Origin of the sequence: Flavobacterium sp. (assembly GCF_044373165.1) — a bacterium.
GTDB lineage: Bacteria > Bacteroidota > Bacteroidia > Flavobacteriales > Flavobacteriaceae > Flavobacterium.
Genome location: NZ_JBILQL010000002.1, coordinates 52,644 through 76,910 on the forward strand (window position 1 = coordinate 52,644; position 24,267 = coordinate 76,910).

Here is a 24,267-nt window from a genome sequence, read left to right on the forward strand (position 1 = left end):
CGTGATTTAGATTATCTCAAAGTTCTGTCCGGAAGTGAGCGTCTGTCCCACTTAATATCGCTTAATACTCCTGATTTTATTCCGATGAAAAATCCCCAAAAGGCATTATCCCCAAAAGGAACCCAGTTGAAATCCATTCGCCAGCTTAATAAATCACGTTCGAAGCGAAATTGTGTAAAGGTAACTCCTTGTTGTACAAAATCATATCCGGTAGAGACTCCTATTTTCCACTTTGGGGTTAAATCGGTATTCATTGAAATCATCAGAGAGTTTCCTACTATTTTTTGCTCTCTATTAATGTTGGAATAGGTTAGTGCGTATGCCAAATTCATATCCCAAGGCAGTTTGTACTGAAACAATTGCGAAGGTGTAGCTTCTTTTCCGTCATCATCATCAAACTGACTCTGTCGCCTGTCACTCAAATCAGTATTGGTTCCAAACAAATCATCTTCACGACCACCGTTTCTTTGTCCTTGCGGATTTTTCTTTTGATCATTACCATCTGCACTGGAGAATGAATAATTCAATGTCAAATTAGCACTTGTCATTCTAAACAAACTGCCACCATTGTCAATATTCCAAGTGTTAATACGTCTCCCGGAATTGTTTATGGCGTAAGGATCTAATGTGGCCGCAAAGTTAATATTCATTTTTTGATTCAAAATTTGAGTACCGCCGCTAATTCGCATTGGAGCCCAACGTAAAGAATCGGCAGAGATATCATAACTGGTTGAAAAGTTTAAATTATTTAGCAACATGATTTTCTTCGGCTCTGTATTCGTCGAATCTTTATCGGTTACTTTAGCTTCAAAAGTATTGCTTAAGTTAAAACCAATGTTATTAGACATATTTTGTCCGGGAGCGCCAAAAATGCCACCTTCAAATCGGCTATATTCTTTTAACATGGTACCGCTGCCATCCGGATCGTAAGTATCGTAGTATTTTGAGAAACTAGGGGTGTAACTGTACGAAATGTTCGGACGCATGACGTGTCTGATCGCTTGAATTTTTTTCTTTTCTCCAAAATTAAAAGTACCGTAAATGGTGGTTCCTAAACCGGCAGAAAAAGAGTAAGTTCTAAAGGCATCAAAGCCTCTTACTTCGTTATTGATAACCGAATTTTGTGTAGCGTCAAATTGCTTTTGAATGGTTTTAAAATACCAAACTTCATTATAGTTAACAGAAGTTGTAGCGCTAAAATGTTTAAAGACTTTAAAATTGGTGCTCAATGGTATACTGTGTTGGAAACCCAACAGGGCGTTTTTAAACATTTCCGGTTTGAAAAACAAGGAGTCTGTGGTTTGAATTCGGTTTTCCCCTCTTAAGTTGTATTGTAAGTTGATGTTTTTAAAAAAACCTTTTTTGGTACCTTCTTTAGGGGCAAAAGGAAACAAACGATCTACACTCATTTGGAGTGTCGGCAAGGTCATGTTGATTTGCTCAGTATTTGTATTTTGGGAATGTGTTGCTGTTAAGGACAAATTAACCTGTGGGATAGAATTAAATGTTTTGGAATACGAAACAGACGAACTAAGAGTATTGTTTAAGGTAGATCCAACATTGATTTGGTTCAAAGATTGACGAAAATAGGTGCTGCTTCCTAAGTTCACAGAGGCAGAAAACCTCGAATTGGGGTTCGATTTACTGTCTTGAGAATGTGACCATTGGATGTTGTATATATTGCTTCTGGCATAATCAGGATATCCTCTTTCACTGTTGATGAGGTTTTCAAAACGAAAATTTACATTACCATTAAATTTGTATCGCTTTCCATAGGATGATTCGAAACGAAAGCCATAACTTCCATTGGTATAATAATCTCCCAGAATGGCCAAATCATAATAATCACTCAACGCAAAATAATACCCACCATTTTGCAAGGAAAACCCTCTAGTATTACTGTCGTTATAGGTTGGCATAATTAGCCCTGATCTGGCTTTTTCAGTCATAGGAAAAAAGGCAAAAGGCAAAGCCAAAGGAGTTGGCACATCAGCAATGACCATATTGGTCAAACCCACCACTACTTTTTTACCGGGAACGAGTTTAACCTTATTAGTTTGGAAATAGTATTCGGGATTTTCAATGTCGGTGGAAGTCGTAAAACGAGCACCTTTCATAAAGTAAACAGAATCATTTTCTTTTTTAGTGATGGCTGCCTTTACTTTAAATTCTCCTTGGTCCGTGCGTGAATTCCAAACCAAGGCTTTTTTGGTTTTGAAGTTAAATCGAATTGAGTCCGGTTCTATAACATTGTTCCCTTGCTTAAAAACCGGTAATTGGGTATATTTCCCGGTTGAGTCTTTGATTCTTCCGGCATATACTTCGTCTTTTTGATAATCAATAACAATAATACCCGATTTTAATTCAATGTCCTGATAATAAACTTCAGCTTTGTTGTATAGTGTGATTTGTTTCTTTTTTTGATCTATTTTTTCGTAATCAACCGCTTTTCTTTTGATTTTGTCTTCCAGTAAAGCTTTTTTGGGTTTTAGGCTGTCTTTTTGGGTGGAGTCTATAACTTTTGTCAAATCTGTTATGACTGTTTTTGCGCTATCTGTTTGGTTTTTAGCCGGAAAGCTTCCGCTTTTTGAAGGTGAATCTTGAGGGTATATTTGGTGGTTTCCTACTGTTAGGAAAATTGTTAAAAAAACGATATAAAATAAGTTTCTTTGCAAAGGTTTAATGCTATTTTTGTAGAAATATGGCTTGATTTTTGACGTGGCAAACTTAAACAATATTTTCGGTCAAAAATAACGAAATATTGATTTTATAACCTTTCGGTTTTAATTAAAATTAACTTTTAGATGTAATGCTTTTGTTTACAAACAGAAATATATTTTTATTGTTGCTTTCATTTTGTCTTTCTGTGACTTATGGTCAGTCTAAGAGTGCAAAATTTACTGTGGTCTTAGATGCCGGTCACGGAGGAAAAGATCCAGGCAATTCATATCATGGCTTTGTAGAAAAAGAGATTGCTCTTAAAACTACTTTGTTGGTTGGCGAATTATTGGAAAAAGAAAAAGATTTTGAAGTAGTTTACACTCGTAAAACGGATACTTTTATTGAGTTGGTGAATCGTCCTAAAGTAGCCAATAAAATCAATGCCGATTTGTTTGTTTCTATTCATTGTAATTCGGTTGCCAATCAAACACCGGCCGGAACAGAAACCTTCGTTATGGGATTGTCTCGCAGTGATATGAATTTGGAAGTAGCTAAGGCAGAGAACTCTGTAATTCTTTTGGAAGACAACTACCAAAAAACATACAAAGGTTTTGATCCCAAAAAACCGGAAAGCATGATTGGCCGTGTAATCATTCAGGAAGAAAATTTGAATAGCAGCATTGCACTGGCTTCAACCATACAAGATAATTTTACCAATAACCTTAACAGAAAAACCCGTGGTGTAAAGCAACAACCTTTATGGGTTTTGGATGCTGCCGTGATGCCCGGTGTTTTGATAGAGTTAGGATTTTTGTCCAATAAAGAAGAAGGAGAGTTTTTAAATTCTGAAGAAGGTCAAAAGAAAATGGCAAAGCAAATCGCCGAAGCCATTATCGCCTACAAGAAAGAAAACTTTAATGAAAGTTTCAACGAAGATTTTTCTACTCCGGTGGTGAAATCTTCAAAAGTAGAAGTTAAAGAGCCTTTAAATGATGTGGCCTCTGAAAAAAAATCAGGCGCAGATGAAGGAAAGGCTGAATTTAAAATCCAACTTTTTGCTTCTTCCAAAAAAAGAGCCGTAACGTCTCCTGATTTTAAAGGCTTAAAAGATATTTCGTATTCATTTGATAACAACTTGTATAAGTATTTCTATGGAAATGTATCCGATTTAAATGAAGCCAAAAAGATGTGTCAACAAGCCAAGAACATCGGATTTCCGGATGCTTTTGTAGTAACGGTGGTCGGCGGTAAAACTTCAGCAATTAAATAATTAAGAAAATATATTGAAATTGATAAAACCAATGAAAGGATTAAGCGTAGTAGTAGGGACGATTTTATTTTTCATCACTAACATAGTTCAAGCACAATCGGGCGGAAAATTCAAAGTCGCTCTTGATGCCGGTCACGGAGATCATGACTTTGGAGCGGTATATCACGGACATATCGAAAAAAACATTGCTTTGGCCGTAGTACTTAAAGTCGGTAAAATTCTGGAAAAAAATTCCGGTGTTGAGGTAATCTACACCCGAAAATCGGATGTATTTATAGACTTGATAGAACGTGCCAACATTGCCAACAGAGCCGATGCCAATATTTTTGTTTCCATTCACTGTAATGCCAACAAAAATACCGCTGCTTGCGGATCGGAGACTTATGTAATGGGTTTGTCTAAAAACGCTTCCAATTTAGAAGCCGCCAAAAAAGAGAATGAAGTAATCACTATGGAGAAAGATTACAAACAAAAATACCAAGGTTTCGATCCTAAATCTCCCGAATCATTCATAGGATTGGTTGTGCAACAAGAAGAGTTTATGGAAGGCAGCATTGCTTTGGCCGGAAATGTACAAGAGTTTTTTATGAAAACCGGTTCTAAAAGTAGAGGAGTTAAGCAAGCGCCATTTATGGTTTTGCACAAAGCTTATATGCCGAGAGTGTTGATTGAAATGGGCTTTATCTCTAATCCCGAAGAAGGCAATCGTTTGGATTCTGAACAAGGACAACAAGACATGGCTGAAGCGATAGCCAACGCCATTCTGAAATACAAAAAAGAATTCTATGGCGCCGGAGATGGCGATGCGACAGTTAAACCTTCTCAAAAAGTGGAAAACAGTAAAGTTGTCGATTCTCCTTCGGTTACCAAAACAACCAAAACCCCTGAAGTGAAAAAACCGGAAGCCAAAACCGAGGCTAATCCGGTGGTAACCAATACGGGCATTGCCACATTTAAAGTACAATTGTCTGCCAGCGGCACTAAGCTAGATCCGGTTCCCAGTAATTTCAAAGGACTGAACAATATTTCAGTCTCTAATGAAGGGTCACTTTACAAATACATGTATGGTGAAACGTCAAATTATGAGGAAGCCAAAAGATTGTTAGCCGAAGCCAAAGCCAAAGGATTTACCTCTGCTTTTGTCATCGCTTTCAAAAACGGTAAAAAAGTGACTGTACAAGAAGCTTTAAAACAATAATAACAAGGAGTTTTAGTATTTTATTTTAACTTTGCCACTCGAGACCAAAGGTCAACAGTAAGTAACAAAAAAAATCAGCTTTGAAAATTACCAGAGAAATTAAAACAGCCATTTTAGTAATTGCCTCCATTTTATTGTTTATTTGGGGTTACAGTTTCTTGAAAGGGAGAGATTTGTTATCAAGTTACAATAAATATTACGTACAATACGCCAATGTAGACGGTTTGGTTTCTTCTGCACCTATAACCATCAACGGATTGACCGTTGGGAAAGTAAATTCTATCGAATTGCAAAAAGATTGGACTTCCTTGGTAGAACTTCAAATCAATGGCGATTATAAAATTCCTAAAAATAGTGTGGCCGAATTGTATTCTCCGGGACCAATTGGCGGTAAACAAATTGCCATTTTACCCAATACAGCAACTCAGGAACTAGCAGTTTCGGGCGATTTTTTAAAGTCGGCCAACAAATTGGGTTTAACCGAAGAAGTCTCTAATCAAATCAAACCTATCAAAGAAAAACTCGATAAGGTTTTGGAAAACGCCAATACCATGTTGGTTAATATTAATCAGGTATTAGACGAAAAAACCAAACAAAATCTAAAAGGAAGTTTGGAAAACCTCAATGCTACTTTGGCTGAGTTCAAAGAAGCTTCGGCAACTGTAAATGGCATGTTGGCTGAAAATAAAGGGAAAATTAATGCGACCATGACCAATTTTGAAAAGTCATCCGCCAATTTGAGTAAAATGTCTGATTCTTTAGCCAAAGCCAATATCGCTCAAACAGTCAAAAATCTGGAGAAAACCTTGGCTAGCGTAGACAAACTTATGGCAGATATGCAAGCAGGTAAAGGAACGTTAGGCAAGCTAGCCAAAGACGAAGCCTTGTATAACAATTTTGCCAAAAGTTCCAAAGAGTTAGAGTTATTGCTGCAAGATTTGCGATTGAATCCGACTCGCTATGTGAATGTTTCTCTTTTCGGTAAGAAAAACAAACCTTACAAAGCACCGGTTAACGATAGCCTTAAAAAGTAAAATACCATATTATGCTGTACATCGACAACATACTTTTTGCCATTATTCTCGTTGCGGGAATTGGTTTTTTTGCCCAAAACGTAAAGAAACTAAAACGAAACATTAATCTAGGGCGTGATATCAATCGCACAGACAATGCCTCAGCAAGATGGAAAAACATGGCCATGATTGCTTTGGGACAATCCAAGATGGTGAAAAGACCGATAGCCGGATTTTTACACTTAATTGTGTATGTTGGTTTTATCATTATCAATTTAGAAGTACTCGAAATCATTATCGACGGTTTGTTCGGTACGCACAGAATATTTTCTTTCATGGGCGGATTTTACGGTTTTCTGATTGGTTCGTTTGAAGTCTTAGCGGTATTAGTTTTAGTGGCGGTGGCGGCTTTTTGGATCAGAAGAAATGTACTTAGTATAGGCCGATTCAAAAGTTCGGATTTGAATGGTGCTCCCAAAAAAGACGCTAATGTCATTTTGTATTTTGAGGTAGTCTTGATGTCGTTGTTCTTAATTATGAATGCCTTCGATTTGCACTTTCAGGATATGAATTCCGGGAATATCATTTCAAGATTTTTAGCGCCTTCTCCGGACACCTTTTCTTTAGAAGCTGTAACTATTATCGAAAGAACAGCGTGGTGGTTGCATATCGTTGGGATTTTAATCTTCCTGAACTATTTGTACTATTCTAAACATTTACACATTTTATTGGCTTTTCCTAATACTTACTTTGCCGATTTAAATGCCAAAGGAAAATTTGACAATTTAGAAAGTGTTACCAAAGAAGTCAAATTAATGATGGATCCGAACGCCGATCCTTTTGCGGCCCAACCGGTAGATGAAAATGCAGTGCCTAGCAAATTCGGAGCGTCCGATGTACAAGATTTAAATTGGGTGCAATTACTCAATGCCTACACTTGTACCGAGTGCGGTAGATGTACTTCGTCTTGCCCGGCCAACCAAACCGGTAAGATGCTATCACCGCGAAAAATCATGATGGACACACGCGACCGCCTGGAAGAAGTCGGTAAAAATATTGATGCCAACAAAGGTGTTTTTATACCAGATGGCAAATCGTTGTTAAACGATTATATTACTACCGAAGAACTTTGGGCTTGTACTTCCTGCAACGCTTGTGTGGAAGAATGCCCGGTAAATATCAGTCCGTTATCTATTATTATGGACATGAGACGCTACTTGGTCATGGAACAAAGTGCCGCGCCACAATCGTTAAATGCGATGATGACCAACATTGAAAACAACGGTGCGCCTTGGCAATACAACCAAATGGACCGATTAAACTGGAAAGACGAAAATTAACTATAAACAGATAAATTCTCATAATTGTGAGGCTTGGGAATTTGTCGAATGAATTTGAAACACTATAAAAAGTAACAAAATGAAAGCGGAAGACATTGACAAGAACTTGCAAAGCATCACACAAAACGGACAACATTTAAGTCCAATTTTACCGGAAGGCATCAAGAATTATCTAATCGACATTGACGGCACCATTTGCGATGATATTCCAAACGAAGAACCGGAAAGAATGCTGACGGCTGAGGTTTATCCCGATGCTTTAATCACATTGAACAAATGGTACGATGAAGGACATATCATTTTCTTCTTTACCTCAAGAACCGAAGCACACAGAGAGTATACTGAGATTTGGTTGAAAAAATACGGATTCAAATACCATGGTATTTTGTTCGGAAAACCACGTGGCGGGAATTACCATTGGATCGACAATCACTTGGTAAAAGCCACGCGTTACCGTGGAAAGTTCACCGATTTGGTCGATAAAGAAGTAACCATTCAAGTGTTCGACGACGAGCACCATGTGTAATATTAAATATCAAATATTAGATATCAGATATTAAATTTTAAACATTTAATATCTGATATCTTAAATCTAAATTGATTATGTCAGAAGTATTAAACGTGCCAACTATGGCAGAAATGATGGCTCAAGGCAAGCAACCCGAAGTATTGTTTTGGGTGGGTTGTGCCGGTAGTTTTGACGACAGGGCCAAGAAAATCACCAAGGCATTCGTACGTATTTTAAACCGAGCCAACGTGGCGTTTGCCGTTTTAGGAACCGAGGAAAGCTGCACCGGTGATCCGGCAAAACGCGCCGGAAACGAATTCTTGTTTCAAATGCAAGCCATGATGAATATCGAGGTTTTAAATGCTTACGAAGCCAAAAAAATCGTTACTGCTTGTCCGCATTGTTTCAATACTTTAAAAAATGAATACCCGGAATTGGGTGGCACTTACGAAGTGGTTCATCATACCGAATTTTTAAAACAATTGTTGGATTCGGGTCGATTAACCATTGAAGGCGGACAGTTCAAAGGTAAAAAAATCACTTTCCACGATCCGTGTTATTTAGGTCGTGCCAATAACATTTACGAAGCACCAAGAGATTTAATTCAGAAGTTAGACGCCGAATTAGTAGAAATGAAGCGTTCTCGTGCTAACGGTTTGTGTTGTGGTGCCGGTGGCGCTCAAATGTTCAAAGACGCTGAACCCGGTAACAAAGAGGTCAACATCGAAAGAACCGAAGACGCCTTGGAAACGAAACCCGAAATCATAGCAGCCGGTTGCCCGTTTTGCAATACCATGATGACCGATGGTGTCAAAGCCAAAGAACAAGAAGCCAATGTCAAAGTAATGGATATTGCAGAATTGATTGCTAACGCCCAAGACTTGTAATTCGTAATTCATAATTTGTAATTCTTAATTCCCATGTACGTTCCTTTTGAAAATTTACCCGAAGAATCACGCATTTGGATTTACCAATCCAACCGCAAATTTTCAGACGACGAGATGACTGAAATTGAGAACGATTTAAAAGCATTTCTCGAGAATTGGTCGGCTCATGGTACCGGATTGGAAGCGTCTTATCTTTTGAAGTACAATCGATTCCTAATTATAGCTATCAACCAAGAAGTGCAACAAGCCACCGGTTGTTCTATCGACGCTTCTGTTTCTTTTATCCAAAGTTTGGAACAAAAATACCAAGTAGATTTATTGGATAAAATGAATGTGACTTTCAAAAACGGTGAGCACATTGCCCACAAATCGCTAATCGACTTTAAGCGAATGGCCAAAGAAAAAGCGGTTACCGCCAATACCATTGTATTTAATAATTTGGTTAACACTATCGAAGAATTCAACGAAAGTTGGGAAGTTCCGGCTGCTGAGAGTTGGCATAGTCGTTTCTTTTAATTTCTTTTTACATGAAGCAGTTTTTGTTCAGAATAGTGGTATTCACAGCTTTATTATTTTTGGTGACGAATTGTTCGACTACCAAAGAGAAAAAATCTGTTGTGACCCTGAACAAAGCCGGTATAGCGGAAGATGGAGAGATTTACATCCCGCACATCAAATCGGAACGCAAAAACTTTTTCCCTGAAAGCTTTTCTGAAAACCAATGGGTTGACAGTATCTACAATCAAATGACTTTTGAAGATAAAGTCGGGCAACTGTTCATGGTAGCGGCTTATTCCAATAAAGATTCTGTACACACCAATGCCATCAAAAAATTGGTGCGCCAATATAAAATCGGAGGGGTGATTTTCTTTCAAGGCGGACCGCGAAGACAAGCCCGTTTGACCAATCAATACCAATCGTTAGCCAAAGTACCTTTATTTGTAGGTATCGATGCAGAATGGGGCATGAGCATGCGCTTAGATTCTACTTTTCGTTACCCGTTTAATATGACTTTAGGGGCAATTAAAGACTTGAAGTTGGTCCAGCAAGTGGGCGTTGCGATGGCCAAAGAAAGCAAAAGAATGGGTGTTCATTTTAATTTTGCGCCGGTACTCGATATCAATACTAATCCCAAAAATCCCATCATTGGTTTCCGCTCTTTTGGGGAGAATAAGGTCAGCGTAGCCGAACATGCTATCGCTTTAATGAACGGAACACAAAGTCAAGGTATTTTTGCAACAGGCAAACACTTTCCCGGTCATGGCAACACCGCTACAGATTCCCATCATACTTTACCGGTGGTAAATGCTTCGGCGGATTATATCGAAAAAGTTGAACTTTACCCATACAAGCGAATGTTTGATGAAGGTTTGGTTTCGGTGATGGTGGCGCATTTGAATGTGCCGAGTTTGGAACCTCGGGAAGGTTATCCGACTTCTATTTCGCAACCGGTTGTGACGAATTTACTTAAAAATGAAATGGGATTTGACGGTTTGATTTTTACCGATGCTTTGAATATGAAAGGAGCGAGTAATTTCAAAAAGCCCGGCGATATTGATTTGGAAGCCTTTTTAGCTGGAAACGACATCTTGCTTTTTGCCGAAAATGTGCCTTTGGCTGTAGATAAAATCAGAGTCGCATTTCAAGACGGATTGATTTCTGAAAGCCGTTTGGCCGAATCGGTCAAGAAAATTTTACGGTATAAGTTCAAAGCCGGATTGAACCAATACAAACCGGTTGAGGAAATTAATTTGTACAACGACTTGAATCCGAAATCCAATCTTTCTTTGCAATACGAACTTTACGAAAATGCTGTTACAGTAGTCAAAAACGATGGGATTTTACCTATTCGAAATTTGAATCAAAAGATAGCTTATGTCAAAATAGGCGAGGAAAACAATAGTGCTTTTGTCAATACTTTAAAAAAATATACTGCGGTTACCGAAGTTTTCGATACTAATTCAGATTCGTTGGTATCGAAATTAACCGACTATGAAACGGTCATCATCGGTTATCACAAATCCGATAAAACTTGGTGGAAATCGTATGAGTTTACCGAAGCCGAATTGCAATTGATTGATAAAATTGCGGCTCAAAAGAAAGTCATTTTGGATTGCTTCACCAAACCGTATACGTTGTCTAAAATTCAAAATTTTGACGCGATTGAAGGAGTTGTAGTTTCTTATCAAAATGCAGAAATAGCCCAAGAAGTCTCGGCGGAATTAATTTTTGGAGCTATCCAATCCAAAGGGAAGTTGTCGGTTTCTATTAATGATGAATTCACAGCCGGACATGGCTTAACAACTGATAAGCTGAATCGTTTAGGGTTTGCAACTCCCGAAAATGTTGGTATGAGTTCGGAAAAACTGCATCAAATTGAAAAATTAGCTAACAAAGCCATCGAAGGAAAAATGACTCCGGGTATGCAAGTTTTAGTGGCGCGTAAAGGAAAAGTCGTATACCAAAAATCGTTTGGTTATCAAACCTACGACAACAAAGTTAAAGTGAAGAATACCGACTTATACGATGTGGCTTCTGTGACTAAAATGATTGCCACATTGCCTAATGTTATCCAATTGTATGACCAGAAGAAAGTCAACTTGGAAACCACTTTAGGCGAAATGTTGCCGGTCTTTCAAGGGTCAAATAAAGCCCAAATTACTTTTAAAACATTATTGTCTCATTATGGACAATTGCAAGCGTGGATTCCGTTTTACAAAACTACCGTTGGTGCCGATAAAAAGCCTTTGGTTCGTTATTACAGAAAGAGTTTCGAACCCGGTTTTACCAAAAGAGTTTCCGACAGTTTGTACCTGCGTGATGATTATCACGACAGTATTATGAAGCAAATTATCGACAGTCCGCTGCTAGAAAAAAAAGAATATAAGTACAGTGATTTTACCTTCATCATTCTCAAACAGTATTTAGAAAAGCAAACCGGTAAATCATTGGAAAATTTGACCACTGATAACTTCTATAAAACGTTGGGAATGAATAATACCTTGTTCAATCCTTTGACTAAGTTTGATAAAAGCGTCATTGCTCCTACAGAAATAGATACTTATTTCCGTCAAACCACCATTCAGGGTTATGTTCACGATATGGAAGCCGCTATGGAAGCCGGAGTAGCAGGACATGCCGGAATTTTTTCTAATGCCTTGGATGTGGCCAAAATGATGCAGCTGTTTTTGCAAAAAGGACAATACGGCGGCGTTTCTTATTTTTCTCCTGAAACTTTTGATGTCTTCAATACTTGTCATTTTTGTACCGAAGGCAATCGAAGAGGTTTAGGGTTTGACAAGCCGCAAATCAGTGGTGGCGGACCAACTTGTGGTTGCGTTTCCAAATCGAGTTTCGGACATACCGGATTTACCGGAACTATAGCTTGGGCTGACCCTGAAACAGAAATTGTTTATGTTTTCTTGTCCAATCGCACTTATCCTGATTCTAATTTGCCCAACAAGCTTTCCAAAGAAAATATCAGAGAAGACATTCAGAAAGTAATACAGGATGCTTTGTTAGAGCGATAATTCTTTAACTCTTTTTTACGATTTCCCATCGCTATTTTCCCTAAATTCGTACCAACTAAAACAGTTTATGAAAATAGCTATTGTTTGCTATCCTACATTTGGAGGTAGCGGTGTTGTTGCTACAGAACTCGGACTCGAATTAGCCCATCGTGGTCACGAAATCCATTTTATCACTTACCGTCAACCGGTGCGTTTAGCCCTTTTGAATCCTAATGTGCATTACCACGAAGTTAATGTACCCGAATATCCGTTGTTTCATTATCAACCTTACGAACTGGCTTTGTCGAGTAAGTTGGTAGACATGGTTAAGTTGTACAAAATTGAGTTGTTGCATGTGCATTATGCGATTCCGCATGCCTATGCCGGTTATATGGCCAAACAAATGTTGAAAGACGAAGGCATCATTATCCCTATGGTAACCACGCTTCATGGAACTGATATTACTTTAGTAGGTAACCATCCGTTTTATAAACCTGCGGTAAGTTTCAGCATCAATAAATCTGATGTGGTTACTTCAGTGTCACAAAGCTTAAAAGACGACACTTACAATCTGTTTAATATCAAAAAAGACATCCATGTGATTCCGAATTTTATTGAGCTCGACAAAATTAGAAATGAAAGTTTGATTTCTTGTCAACGCTCAGTAATGGCCAAAAAAGAAGAACGCATTATTACCCATATCAGTAATTTCAGAAAGGTAAAACGAATTCCCGATGTGATTAAAATATTTTATAAAGTCCAGCAAAACCTTCCGGCTAAATTGATGATGGTTGGCGATGGTCCGGAAAAAGCCAAAGCCGAACAACTCTGCGAAGAATTAGGCATACAAGACAAAGTGATTTTCTTTGGAAACAGTAACGAGATTGATCAAATTTTATCTTATTCGGATTTGTTTTTGTTGCCTTCGGAAACCGAAAGTTTCGGGTTGGCGGCTTTAGAAGCTATGGCTTGGAGTGTTCCGGTCATCTCGAGTAATTCGGGAGGTTTACCCGAAGTGAATTTTGACGGTGAATCAGGTTATTTGAGTAATGTAGGCGACGTTGATAGTATGGCCGAAAATGCGCTAAAGATTTTAAAAGAGGATAAAACTTTGGAACAGTTCAGGACTAATGCCTTAAATATTGCCAAACAGTTCGATATTAAAAATATACTACCACTATATGAAAATTTGTATATTCAGGTCATAAAAGAAACCCGATGCGAAAAATAATTCCGTTTTTAATAACTCTAGTTGTTTTGTATTCTTGTTCTACGGCTAAAAGTACCGCTCCATTGCCACTGTATGAAGTTTTGGTTACCAATAATGATGGTGGTGCGAACATCAAGTTTTATGAAATCCTTACTGAACCTAAAGAAATAATGATGCTTTTAGGCGATGAAACGTTGCGAAAGAAAATTAAATCGGAGGATACCACAGACAGCAGTTTCATTATCCTCAATTCCGGACCGACAAAAGAATCTTATAATAGGGTAAAAGTGTTGAAAGTAGAAGAAACACCCACTGAAATTGTGGTTTATGTAAAAGATACCCAAAAGGTTACCGAGGCAGACTTAAATGATGAAGGGGTTAGTTATCCTTATACGATTATCAAAATCAATTCTAAAAAACCTATTGTAATCAAATAAAAAAATCCCGTTTCTGTTGTAGAAACGGGATTTTTTTATTGTTTGTAATCAACTACCAACGGTAACGGATGCTCAAGGCAATATCCGGTCCGAAGCTGTCTTCTCTGTAATCATCTGAATTAAAATAAATTTCAGGTCTGAAATCCAAAGATAGCTGAAGTGGAATGTCAAAATTGTATTCGATTCCGATGTCACCGGCAGCTAAAAGTATAGTTCCGTTTTCATCAAAACCATTGTCCTTGTAATTCCAACTTCCGATACCACCACCAACTCCGGCATACCAATTGAAACCTCCGTCAATGTTCCAAACCCATTGGTACAATCCAACCAATTTAAATGCATCAACATTTTGACTGTTTCTCCAACCAAGGTCCAACTCCAAACGATTGTTTTTAGACAAACCTCTTTGGTATGAAATTTCTCCTCCAAAACCATCATTGTCTCCTAAACGTAATCCTAAAGCATTTTTTGAAATGTCTTGAGCCTGTGCGCTGAATGCTAATCCAATTAGCATAAAAGCAGATAAAATGATTTTCTTCATAAAAGTGTTTTTATTTATTTACAAATATACTCATTTAACGAGGAAAATCAGCCTTTATTGCGCTTGGTATTCTTATTATTTTGTTAAAGTTAGGTTGTTTTAGAAGATATAATGGAGGCAATTAGTTGTTGCTCAATATAGTTTTCCATTTCAAACAAATCATCTTCTTCGGATTCCAATTCAGTATGCTCTTCATAACGGTATAGTTTCCAACGCTTTTTGTGGTATTCCAGTGCCGTAAGGTTTTCAACCCAATCACCCGAATTGAGGTATAAAGTTTCCCCGTTTTTATTCTCTTTTCTCAAAATTTTAGGTTCGTGTATGTGTCCGCAAATCACGTAATCGTAGTTTTTTTCAATGGCCAAATCAGTAGCAGTGGTTTCAAAATCTGAAATGTGTTTTACCGCTTTTTTTACACCAGCTTTTATTTGTTTTGAGAAAGAGTAAGGTTCTTTGCCCATTTTTTTCAAACACCAATTGATGAATCGGTTAAGTAATATAAGGTAGTCGTAACCAATACCGCCCAATTTGGCAATCCATTTGGAGTGTTGTACCGAAGCATCAAAAACATCGCCGTGAAATATCCAGGCTTTCTTGTGGTCGAGTTCTAAAACCAGTTTGTCTAAAACCTTAAAATTTCCGATAGATGTATCACTGAATTTGCGTAGGAATTCATCGTGATTGCCTGTGATGTAATATACTTTTGTTCCTTTTGAAGCTAAGTCAATAATCTTTTGAATGACTTTCAAATGTGATTTAGGGAAATAAGATTTCCTGAATTGCCAAATGTCAATAATATCGCCGTTTAAGACTAATATTTTGGGTTTAATTGAAGCTAAATAGTAACACAGTTCATGTGCATGAGAGCCAAAAGTGCCGAGGTGAACATCGGAAATTACCACTACGTCAGGTTTTCTTTTTTTCAAAGTGATGTGATTTAACGTTGCACAAATTAAAAGACAAGTTGTTAGCCTAACTTTACCATAGGATTAACTTTTGAATAATAATCTTTTGCACTTTTAAACTTTGCCCTATATTTGTTTAAAATCGATTCATTATGGCCGGAAACAGTTACGGAACCCTTTTTAAAATCACGACTTTCGGAGAATCTCACGGAGTAGCTTTAGGAGGAATTATCGAAGGTTGTCCTCCCGGGATTGTTTTGGATTTTGAGGCCATTCAAAAAGAAATGCAACGCAGAAAACCGGGTCAATCTGCTATAGTTACCCAACGAAAAGAAGCTGATGAAGTACAGTTTTTATCCGGAATTTTTGAAGGGAAAACCACCGGAACACCTATAGGTTTTGTTATTCCGAATACCAATCAAAAATCCGATGATTATAGTCATATTAAAGACAGTTATCGACCAAGTCATGCCGATTATGTTTATGAAAAAAAATACGGTATCCGAGATTATCGCGGCGGCGGAAGAAGTTCGGCCAGAGAAACTGCCAGCAGAGTTGTAGCAGGAGCTATAGCCAAACAGGTTTTGCCTTCCGTAAAAATCAATGCTTTTGTTTCGTCTGTTGGCGATATCTTTATTGATAAACCTTATCAAAGTTTGGATTTTTCGCTCACAGAAACCAATGCTGTTCGTTGCCCGGATTTAGAGACTGCCGCTAAAATGGAAAATTACATCAAAGAAATTCGCAAGGCCGGAGATACTGTTGGCGGCACCATAACTTGCGTGATTCAAAATGTGCCTATTGGTTTGGGTGAACCCGTTTTCGACAAATTGCACGCCGAGCTTGGAAAGGCCATGTTATCAATCAATGCCGTCAAGGGATTTGAATACGGAAGTGGTTTTTGCGGTGCAAGAATGAAAGGCAGTGACCACAATGATTTATACAATAAAGACGGATCGACCAAAACCAATCTTTCCGGTGGAATTCAGGGTGGCATTTCTAATGGAATGGATATTTATTTTCGTGTAGCCTTTAAACCTGTAGCTACTTTGATTCAAGTTCAAGAAGTTTTAACCAATCAAAATACAATCATTGAACAGCAAGGCAAAGGGCGTCATGATCCTTGTGTGGTACCCAGAGCGGTTCCTATTGTTGAGGCTATGGCTGCCCTGGTTTTAGCCGATTTTTATTTACTAAACAAAACCTATCAAAAATAAATGGATACAACACAAACTCCAAAAAAATCAATACTTTCCAATCTTACTTTTCAAATTTTAATTGCGGTAGTACTCGGTGCCCTTTTAGGTGTCTTTGTTTTTAAAAATTTTGATGAAAGTACCAGAGAGTCATTTAGTAAAAACATCAAATTATTGGCTACTATCTTCATTCGATTGGTTCAGATGATTATTGCACCTTTGGTTTTCACCACTTTGGTAGTAGGAATTGCCAAATTGGGAGACTTAAAATCGGTTGGACGAATAGGAGGCAGGGCTTTAGGGTGGTTCTTTACGGCTTCATTTATTTCCCTTTTGATCGGAATGTTCTGGGTCAATGTTTTAGAACCCGGAAAAAACATCCAATTACCTGATTTAGATACCGATAAAGCCTCAGAGATTGTTCAAAAAACAGAAGGTTTTTCCGCGCAAAATTTCGTTGAACATATTATTCCTAAAAGTGTGGTGGAAGCAATGGCCACTAATGAAATTTTACAGATAGTTATCTTTTCTATCTTCTTCGGCTTGGCGGCTGCATCAATCGGTGCTCATGCCAAACCGGTGATTAATGCCTTGGACAAGACTTCTCACATCATTTTGAAAATGGTTAATTATGTGATGAAATTTGCTCCTTTTGGTGTTTTTGGGGCTATTGCCAGCGTATTAGCCATGATTGATTTTTGGGAGTTGATTAAAACCTACCTCTACTTTTTTGGCTCATTTTTGATAGGAATTGGTACTTTGTGGGTAGTATTACTGTTGGTAGGCTACTTATTTCTAAAAGGGCACATGACAACTTTGTTAAAGCGCATCACCAGTCCATTGGTTATAGCTTTTGGCACTACCAGCAGCGAAGCCGTTTTTCCTAAACTAACGGAAGAGTTGGAGCGCTTTGGGGTAAAAGACAAAATAGTTTCATTTATGTTGCCGTTGGGGTATTCTTTCAATCTTGATGGCAGTATGATGTACATGACTTTTGCCAGTATTTTTATTGCACAAGCTTATGGAGTACCGCTGGATACCGGTACCCAAATGACTATGTTATTGGTTTTAATGCTAACCAGTAAAGGGATTGCTGGAGTTCCAAGAGCCAGTTTAGTGGTAGTGGCAGCTACTTGTGGAATGTTTGATATTCCGGAGGTTGGTATAGCATTAATCCTTCCTATCGATCATTTTTGTGATATGTTCCGAAGCGCAACCAATGTGCTCGGAAATGCCATTGCTACCTCAGTCGTAGGTAAATGGGAAAAAGAAAGTTAAAAATGTAGTATATTTGAAATACTTTATTAAATTTGTAACCATTAAAAAACTACTTATATGAAAAAACTTTTACTTTTATTTTTAACGATTGGCGGGTTAATGAGCACTAATGCTCAAACTTCATGTGCTACGGCCGTACCTATTGCCAATGATGAAACTGTAACTGTTCCAACAATTACAGGAACTTATCAATTGGCATGTAACAATGTCAACGGAGAGCTAGCTACTGGAGCTACTGGTATGTGGTACTCATATACTGCAACAGCTAATGGTATTGTTACCATAAGTTCAAATTTGCCTCAAAACGTTGCTCCTAATAATGTAGATACCAGAGTTTCTGTCTATTCAGGTACTTGTGCTGCGTTAGCTTGTATTGGTGGTGACGATGATATAAGTGGAACCAATTATTTAACAGAATTTGACTTTGATGTTGTAAGTGGTAATACTTATTACATTCAATGGGATAATCGTTGGTTAGCTGCCGGATTTGATTTTTCTGTAGCTTTTACACCAGTTGCTTGTTTTCAAATTAGAACTTTGAATGCTCCAACCCTTAATACAACTTCAATTACACTGAATTGGAATCCTGCTACAAATTCTCCTGAAGGATATCAGATTGAGTATGGTCCTTTTGGATTTACCCAAGGGACAGGTACAGTATTAAACACTACTACTAACTCTGTCACTATTTCTGGTTTAACAGCTTCTACTGCTTATTCATATTTTATTCGCACAAACTGTGGTTCAGGTGTTTTTAGTTCATGGTCACCTTCATTATCTTTTACAACATTAAGAGTTTGTCCTCAAACTTTTGGATTTGAAACTAATGCAAGCTTAGTGGGTTGGACTACTTCAGGTAATGGGTCTTATGGTTTGAGTGCGAGTGCTCCTACTTTGGCACAAGCCGGAAATTTTTATTGGATTTTGAATACAAATCCAGATGCTGTTTCCAACAACTGGTTGTTTTCAGCTCCGTTTTCTTTACAAGCTGGTGAAGCGGTTACTATCACTTTCTGGATCAGATGTGCTACTACGAGAAGTTTAAGATTGACTGTAGGAAATGCAGCTACAACTGCAGCTCAAACAACACAATTATGGGCAAATTCAACATTGAACAATCCGACTTATGTGCAGTATACTGCAACTTACACCCCTACATCAACCGGAATTTACTACTTTGGATTTAATGATATTTCTACAGCTCAAGCAGTGGCAACAATGAGATTAGATTCAATCAACTTTACATCAGTACTTGGAGTTAATGATTACTTAGCTTCTAAATTCTCTGTTTATCCCAATCCAACAAATAACGTAGTTAATTTCTCAAATGAGGCTAACGCAGTTGTTAGTTCAATTGAAATGGCTGATTTAAACGGTAGAGTTGTTAAATCTGCAACTTTCAATGCTACTGAAGGGGAAGTATCTGTTAGTGATTTAGCTACCGGAGTTTATATGATGACTATTACTACCGATCAAGGTGTAGCTGTGAAGAAAATTGTTAAGCAATAATTTACAGTTCATTTATAAATTAAAAACGACTAGGGAAACCTAGTCGTTTTTTTTATTCTTGCTGTTCATCATTAGGAATACTGCACCTACTAGGGCAATAATTACTAGGGCAAATACGCCTATCATAATAAAGGCACCGTTGTCCCAAGAATACAGAGAAATGTTGAATGATGTCATGATTTATCAATTAGAGTTTATCAAAATTACCAGGATAAATTCTAATACGGTATGACATTTATCATGCGAGAAATTTTGCGGTAAGTTCCGGGGTAGGAATCATACAAGCTTCTTGTTTACCATACCATTTGTAACGATTCTTAGCGACATAATCGTAAAACGAATTAGAAATGAACTTCGGCAATATGCTTAAGAGATTAACCAATCGGTAAACTCCGCCAAATTCAGCGATAATTTTTAAAGCCGCTTCAGATTTGTAATAATAGGCCTTTCCGGGTTCATACAATACGATGCTATCAGTCTGTTCACGATTGATTCCAATGTGCTTGATGATTTTTATCCCTAATTCAGATTGCAATGGGACAAACCGGAAAACATCTTTGGGATCGTGTTTAATGACAAACTGAACCGAGGTATTGCAAAGATTGCAAACACCATCGAAGAGTATGATTTTTTTATCCTTTGGGAGTTCCGAGATTTCCATGATTAATTCGCTTGTACAAATTCCAATTCCTCTAAACTGACTTTTGAAGTGAAAATTCCGTAATTCACTATGGCCTTGTTTTTCTCAATCTTGTCTATGGTGCCAATTGATTTTCCATCAACCATACGAACACGATCTCCGATTTTTAAAACCACTTTTGGCTTTTCGGCTTCTTGTTTTTGGGCTTTGATTTTCTTCTCTTTTTTTTCTTTTCGGATTTCTTCCACTTTGACTTTGACCTCTTCCACCACCTTTTTCTGGATGATTTCTTTTTCTTTTTTTTCTTTGACTGTCGCTTTTTTGCGTTTTGAGTTTTCAATTTCAACCAACTTCAAAAATTCGCCAATCAATACTTTTTTGTCTTTATTATTGAAATATTTTTCCGAAAGATCATCTATTTTTTGTCCCATGTATATCAAACGCTGATTGGCATCATACAATTCCTGATAGCGCTCCAATTTTTCCTGAATCTTAGCATTAATGGTTTCCATTTTTTTCCCTTCTTCACGCGCTTTGATTTCTTCTTCTTTTAATGTTAGGGAAGTTTTTTCGAGTTTAGAACGTTCTTTTTGCAAATTGGCTATCGTTTTATCAAATCGTACTTTCCCGCCTTCAATTTTTTTCTTGGCACGATTGATTAATCCATAAGGAATACCATTTTTTTGGGCGACTTCGAACGTAAACGAACTTCCGGCCTGACCCAATATTAATTTGTACAAAGGTTCCAATGATTTCTCATCGAAAAGCATGTTTGCATTAGAGGCAAATGGCAACTCATTGGCTAATATTTTCAAATTTGAATAATGGGTAGTGATTATTCCAAATGCTTCCCGATGGTAGAATTCTTCTAAAAAAGTCTCTGCTAAAGCTCCTCCCAATTCGGGGTCAGAACCGGTTCCGAATTCATCAATCAAAAACAAGGTTTTGGCATTGCACTTTTTCAAAAAGTAATTCATGTTTTTTAATCGGTAACTGTAGGTACTCAAGTGATTTTCTATCGATTGATTGTCGCCGATATCTGTTAGTATTCTATCAAATAAGAATGTTTCGCTTCGTTCGTGTACCGGTATCAAAATCCCGCATTGTAACATCAATTGCAATAAACCGACTGTTTTTAGCGAAATGGTTTTTCCACCGGCATTTGGTCCGGAAATCACTATAATCCGACTCTCATTTTTTAATTCAATGGTTTGTGGGAAGGTTTTTTCTTTCTTTTCCAAATTATTCAAAAATAGAATAGGATGGAAGGCTTCCCTAAAAAACAACCGCTTTTCTTCGGTAATATTGGGCAACAAACCATTGATTTTGCGAGCATATTTGGCTTTAGCAGCTACAACATCTATATCGCTCAGAAAATCTTGGTATTGTTTTAAAAGACCAACATAAGGGCGTATTTCATTAGATAATTTCTTGAGAATTCGAGTGATTTCTTCTCTTTCCTCGTATTCTAAATTATTCAATTCTCTGGAATATCGCAGTGTGGCTTCGGGTTCGATATAGGCTATACTTCCGGTTTTGGAACTGCCCAAAATAGATCCTTTCACTTTTCGGCGGTACATGGCTAAAACGGCCAATACACGACGGTTTTCAACGATACTTTCTTTAATTTCATCCAAATACCCTAAACTATTGCATTGGCTGAGTGCCTGTCCGAAACTTTGGTTTACTTTACCGCGAACCACAGCCATATCGCGACGGATGTTAATCAAATCAGGTGAAGCATTGTCTTTGATTTCCCCGTATTTATCTACTACTTCATCTATCTTTTGTGTGATGTATTTGGTGTATTCGATTTGGGCCGCTTTCTCGTTTAATTTCGGATAATAATCGTGGAATTTTTTCAGGAATAACAACAATACATTCACCGTATCTGAAAGGGTTGCTATTTTTCTGAAGCTACTTACTTCCAAGAAACTATCTTCTATGACTAAAAATTTTAAATCTTGGGTGATATTTTCGAAGCCGTGGTTTGGTATAGCATTGTTATTGGTGAATGATGATAAGTACTCAGACGTTTGCAAAAGTTCGTTCATCAAAGTGGCTTTGTCTTTTAACGGAACAATGTCGAGTGCTTTTTGTTTTCCGATTTCGGTATTGCATCTATCGGATATGGTTTGTAAAACCGTCTTGAATTCTAAGTCTTGTAAAGTTTTATCTGTAATCGATATCATGCTGTCAATGTCTATGCTTCAAAGTTACAAAGGATAAAATCCATATTGCAACAGAATATATTATTTTTGTTAAAACTTTATGAGATGTTAATCAAAATTGAGCCGTCTTGGCACGACCAACTTTCGGAAGAATTTAACAAACCTTATTTTAACCAATTGATTTCATTTGTTGATGCTGAATATGCTGCAAAAAGATGCTTTCCCAATGCTAATCAAATATTTTCTGCCTTTAATCAATGTCCTTTTTACAATGTAAAAGTAGTTATTATAGGTCAAGATCCGTATCACGGTTTTGGTCAAGCCAATGGTTTGTGTTTTTCTGTTAACGACGGTATAGCATTGCCGCCGTCATTGATTAATATTTTTAAAGAAATCCAATCCGATTTACAGATTCCTTTGCCCATTACCGGCAATTTAGAACGCTGGGCCAATCAGGGTGTTTTACTGCTTAATGCCACTTTAACCGTAAGAGAAAGTGAAGCCGGAAGTCACCAAAATCAGGGTTGGGAAATTTTTACCGATGCTGTAATTCAGAAAATTTCTGCTGCTAAAGAAAATGTGGTTTTTTTACTTTGGGGTGGCTTTGCCAAAAAGAAAGGCGCTAAAATCAATCGAGACAAACACCGTGTTTTAGAAACCGGTCATCCTTCTCCGTTAAGTGCCAATCGAGGTTTGTGGTTTGGCAATCGCCATTTCAGTAAAACCAACGAATATTTAAAAAGTCAAGGAAAAGAACCAATTCAATGGTAGTTAGTTTACAGTAAAATTGTAGTAACCGTTGTTGTTTAAGTTAGATACTTCGGCATTGATGTTCACTTTTAAGTTCTTCGGAGCACTCAAAGAAACTATTTCCACACTGTTGGTTGAAGAGCTGTTATAGCCAAATGAAATACGATAATTTCCGGCAGTCAATAAAGGAAATCCAACATTATAGCGATAGTATTCTTCGTTGGTATTGTACTCACATACACCATAAACATAAGGTCCGTTTTGAGCATTTCCCGTAATAATATCAAGTTGGTTATCGTTTACGGTCACTACTTCCCAATCAGTAGCATTGATTTTTCTTTCAATCACATAAGAAAAAACAAACTGCGTGGCATTACCGGTGGTTTTGTAAATGTCTAATAATGCTGTTTGGGTTTGTCCCGGTTCCGGAATGTAACGTGCCAAATCAGCTTTGACATACAAATAATCACCTACGTTATAAGATGATTGTGTTTCAATTCTAACAATATTATTGCCACCGTTTAAATAGATGGTATTGTAAAAGTCGTCGTCATTAGTGTCGCAGTTGGAAAATAAAAGACCAACAAACAAAAGTGCTATGTAGTGTATTTTTTTCATGTCTTATTTTTTAAAATCGATAGCCTAAGTTAAACCCGACTCTGGAAATCACATCCGGACTTTTATCGCGATTGGTTAAATTGGAACCGAATCCTGCTAAGAATTCGATAACAAAGGCTTCCTTGATATACATTTTATAGCCTAAGCCTCCGCCCAAGCCAAAATCCGAATATGTTGATTTTTTGGTGGTATAATAACCGTTAAGTGGTTCATCAACCAATCGAACAATTTCTTTGTAATCACCACCGTTATATGAGGCAAAGACTTCGGCAAAATAAAAACTGGTTTTGCCTTTTGACAATTGGTAACGAACATAAGGATTGAATTCAAATTTTGGAACGTTGTTTCGGTATCCTCTTTCAAAGTCATCATTCAATTTATTGCTGTCAGAGAAGTTCAAGTTGAAACCTGTTGAAAAGGCGCCGCCAAAAAAACGTTCATAACTAAAGCTAGCCTTTTGCCATACCAAAGCAGACAATACATCTACTCGGAATTCATTTTTTTTAGCATCGATAGTATTTTTTTCTTGTGCTTGAGTCACTGTAGCAAACAACAGCAACAGCAGTAAGATTTTTTTCATGTTGGGTAAGTTTAACAAAAACGAATATACTAAATAAACCAGTTGT

22 protein-coding genes are annotated in these 24,267 nt (G+C 37.4%); 14 read left to right on the plus strand and 8 right to left on the minus strand.

Annotation, left to right across the window (positions count from 1 at the left end; all coding sequences use genetic code 11):
- Nucleotides 1-11 precede the first annotated feature (11 nt).
- A complete protein-coding gene (locus tag ACIQ32_RS00685) occupies nucleotides 12-2,528 on the minus strand; it encodes a putative LPS assembly protein LptD (protein WP_396193718.1) in 2,517 nt (838 codons plus the stop codon).
- Nucleotides 2,529-2,809: 281 nt separating this feature from the next.
- Here ACIQ32_RS00685 and ACIQ32_RS00690 point away from each other — a divergent pair, with 281 nt between their 5' ends.
- The 10 genes from ACIQ32_RS00690 to ACIQ32_RS00735 all read left to right on the plus strand — a co-directional run bounded on the left by ACIQ32_RS00690 (nucleotide 2,810) and on the right by ACIQ32_RS00735 (nucleotide 14,033).
- The gene (locus ACIQ32_RS00690) at nucleotides 2,810-3,931 is read left to right on the plus strand and encodes an N-acetylmuramoyl-L-alanine amidase (protein WP_396193719.1); all 1,122 of its coding nucleotides are present in this window, start codon (nucleotides 2,810-2,812) and stop codon (nucleotides 3,929-3,931) included.
- Between the two features lie 31 nt (nucleotides 3,932-3,962).
- Nucleotides 3,963-5,129, plus strand: coding sequence for an N-acetylmuramoyl-L-alanine amidase (locus ACIQ32_RS00695; RefSeq protein WP_396193720.1), 1,167 nt, complete (start codon nucleotides 3,963-3,965; stop codon nucleotides 5,127-5,129).
- An 80-nt stretch (nucleotides 5,130-5,209) separates the two neighbouring features.
- On the plus strand, nucleotides 5,210-6,163 hold the full coding sequence (locus tag ACIQ32_RS00700) for an MlaD family protein (RefSeq protein ID WP_396193721.1): 954 nt from the start codon (nucleotides 5,210-5,212) through the stop codon (nucleotides 6,161-6,163).
- An 11-nt stretch (nucleotides 6,164-6,174) separates the two neighbouring features.
- Nucleotides 6,175-7,482, plus strand: coding sequence for a 4Fe-4S dicluster domain-containing protein (locus ACIQ32_RS00705; RefSeq protein WP_396193722.1), 1,308 nt, complete (start codon nucleotides 6,175-6,177; stop codon nucleotides 7,480-7,482).
- Between the two features lie 79 nt (nucleotides 7,483-7,561).
- Entirely contained in the window at nucleotides 7,562-8,008 is a 447-nt protein-coding gene (locus ACIQ32_RS00710; RefSeq protein ID WP_396193723.1) for a phosphoheptose isomerase, read from the plus strand.
- Between the two features lie 77 nt (nucleotides 8,009-8,085).
- Nucleotides 8,086-8,877: a (Fe-S)-binding protein gene (locus ACIQ32_RS00715; protein WP_396193724.1), complete on the plus strand. Its 792-nt coding sequence runs from the start codon at nucleotides 8,086-8,088 to the stop codon at nucleotides 8,875-8,877.
- 33 nt (nucleotides 8,878-8,910) lie between these two features.
- Complete coding sequence (locus tag ACIQ32_RS00720; RefSeq protein WP_396193725.1) at nucleotides 8,911-9,393, plus strand: ABC transporter ATPase; 483 nt, start codon at nucleotides 8,911-8,913, stop codon at nucleotides 9,391-9,393.
- An 11-nt stretch (nucleotides 9,394-9,404) separates the two neighbouring features.
- On the plus strand, nucleotides 9,405-12,407 hold the full coding sequence (locus tag ACIQ32_RS00725) for a glycoside hydrolase family 3 N-terminal domain-containing protein (RefSeq protein WP_396193726.1): 3,003 nt from the start codon (nucleotides 9,405-9,407) through the stop codon (nucleotides 12,405-12,407).
- 67 nt (nucleotides 12,408-12,474) lie between these two features.
- On the plus strand, nucleotides 12,475-13,617 hold the full coding sequence (gene bshA, locus ACIQ32_RS00730; protein ID WP_396193727.1) for an N-acetyl-alpha-D-glucosaminyl L-malate synthase BshA: 1,143 nt from the start codon (nucleotides 12,475-12,477) through the stop codon (nucleotides 13,615-13,617).
- A complete protein-coding gene (locus ACIQ32_RS00735) occupies nucleotides 13,605-14,033 on the plus strand; it encodes a hypothetical protein (protein WP_396193729.1) in 429 nt (142 codons plus the stop codon). The genes bshA and ACIQ32_RS00735 overlap by 13 nt, the downstream gene beginning before the upstream one ends.
- 52 nt (nucleotides 14,034-14,085) lie before the next feature.
- Here ACIQ32_RS00735 and ACIQ32_RS00740 read toward each other — a convergent pair whose 3' ends face one another.
- Both ACIQ32_RS00740 and ACIQ32_RS00745 read right to left on the minus strand, forming a co-directional pair.
- A complete protein-coding gene (locus tag ACIQ32_RS00740) occupies nucleotides 14,086-14,574 on the minus strand; it encodes a hypothetical protein (protein ID WP_396193730.1) in 489 nt (162 codons plus the stop codon).
- An 89-nt stretch (nucleotides 14,575-14,663) separates the two neighbouring features.
- Complete coding sequence (locus tag ACIQ32_RS00745; RefSeq protein ID WP_396193731.1) at nucleotides 14,664-15,500, minus strand: UDP-2,3-diacylglucosamine diphosphatase; 837 nt, start codon at nucleotides 15,498-15,500, stop codon at nucleotides 14,664-14,666.
- Nucleotides 15,501-15,631: 131 nt separating this feature from the next.
- Between ACIQ32_RS00745 and aroC the strand changes: the two genes are divergently transcribed.
- From aroC to ACIQ32_RS00760, 3 genes are all read left to right on the plus strand, one after another.
- Nucleotides 15,632-16,696 (plus strand): chorismate synthase, encoded by a 1,065-nt coding sequence (gene aroC / locus ACIQ32_RS00750; protein ID WP_396193732.1) that lies wholly within the window; start codon nucleotides 15,632-15,634, stop codon nucleotides 16,694-16,696.
- On the plus strand, nucleotides 16,697-17,953 hold the full coding sequence (locus ACIQ32_RS00755) for a dicarboxylate/amino acid:cation symporter (RefSeq protein WP_396193733.1): 1,257 nt from the start codon (nucleotides 16,697-16,699) through the stop codon (nucleotides 17,951-17,953).
- A gap of 99 nt (nucleotides 17,954-18,052) precedes the next feature.
- Nucleotides 18,053-19,462, plus strand: a complete 1,410-nt coding sequence (locus ACIQ32_RS00760) for a T9SS type A sorting domain-containing protein (RefSeq protein ID WP_396193734.1) — start codon at nucleotides 18,053-18,055, stop codon at nucleotides 19,460-19,462.
- Between the two features lie 39 nt (nucleotides 19,463-19,501).
- On the opposite strand, the gene ACIQ32_RS00765 is transcribed toward ACIQ32_RS00760, so the two are convergent.
- From ACIQ32_RS00765 to ACIQ32_RS00775, 3 genes are all read right to left on the minus strand, one after another.
- Entirely contained in the window at nucleotides 19,502-19,639 is a 138-nt protein-coding gene (locus tag ACIQ32_RS00765; protein WP_396193735.1) for a hypothetical protein, read from the minus strand.
- Nucleotides 19,640-19,700: 61 nt separating this feature from the next.
- The gene (locus ACIQ32_RS00770; protein ID WP_396193736.1) at nucleotides 19,701-20,123 is read right to left on the minus strand and encodes a thiol-disulfide oxidoreductase DCC family protein; all 423 of its coding nucleotides are present in this window, start codon (nucleotides 20,121-20,123) and stop codon (nucleotides 19,701-19,703) included.
- A gap of 2 nt (nucleotides 20,124-20,125) precedes the next feature.
- Nucleotides 20,126-22,294, minus strand: coding sequence for a DNA mismatch repair protein MutS (locus ACIQ32_RS00775; RefSeq protein WP_396193737.1), 2,169 nt, complete (start codon nucleotides 22,292-22,294; stop codon nucleotides 20,126-20,128).
- Nucleotides 22,295-22,378: 84 nt separating this feature from the next.
- Between ACIQ32_RS00775 and ung the strand changes: the two genes are divergently transcribed.
- Nucleotides 22,379-23,044, plus strand: a complete 666-nt coding sequence (ung, locus tag ACIQ32_RS00780) for a uracil-DNA glycosylase (RefSeq protein WP_396193739.1) — start codon at nucleotides 22,379-22,381, stop codon at nucleotides 23,042-23,044.
- Here ung and ACIQ32_RS00785 read toward each other — a convergent pair whose 3' ends face one another.
- Entirely contained in the window at nucleotides 23,045-23,641 is a 597-nt protein-coding gene (locus tag ACIQ32_RS00785; protein ID WP_396193740.1) for a hypothetical protein, read from the minus strand. It lies immediately after the preceding gene.
- Nucleotides 23,642-23,651: 10 nt separating this feature from the next.
- Nucleotides 23,652-24,221 (minus strand): hypothetical protein, encoded by a 570-nt coding sequence (locus ACIQ32_RS00790; protein WP_396193741.1) that lies wholly within the window; start codon nucleotides 24,219-24,221, stop codon nucleotides 23,652-23,654.
- Nucleotides 24,222-24,267: the final 46 nt, after the last annotated feature.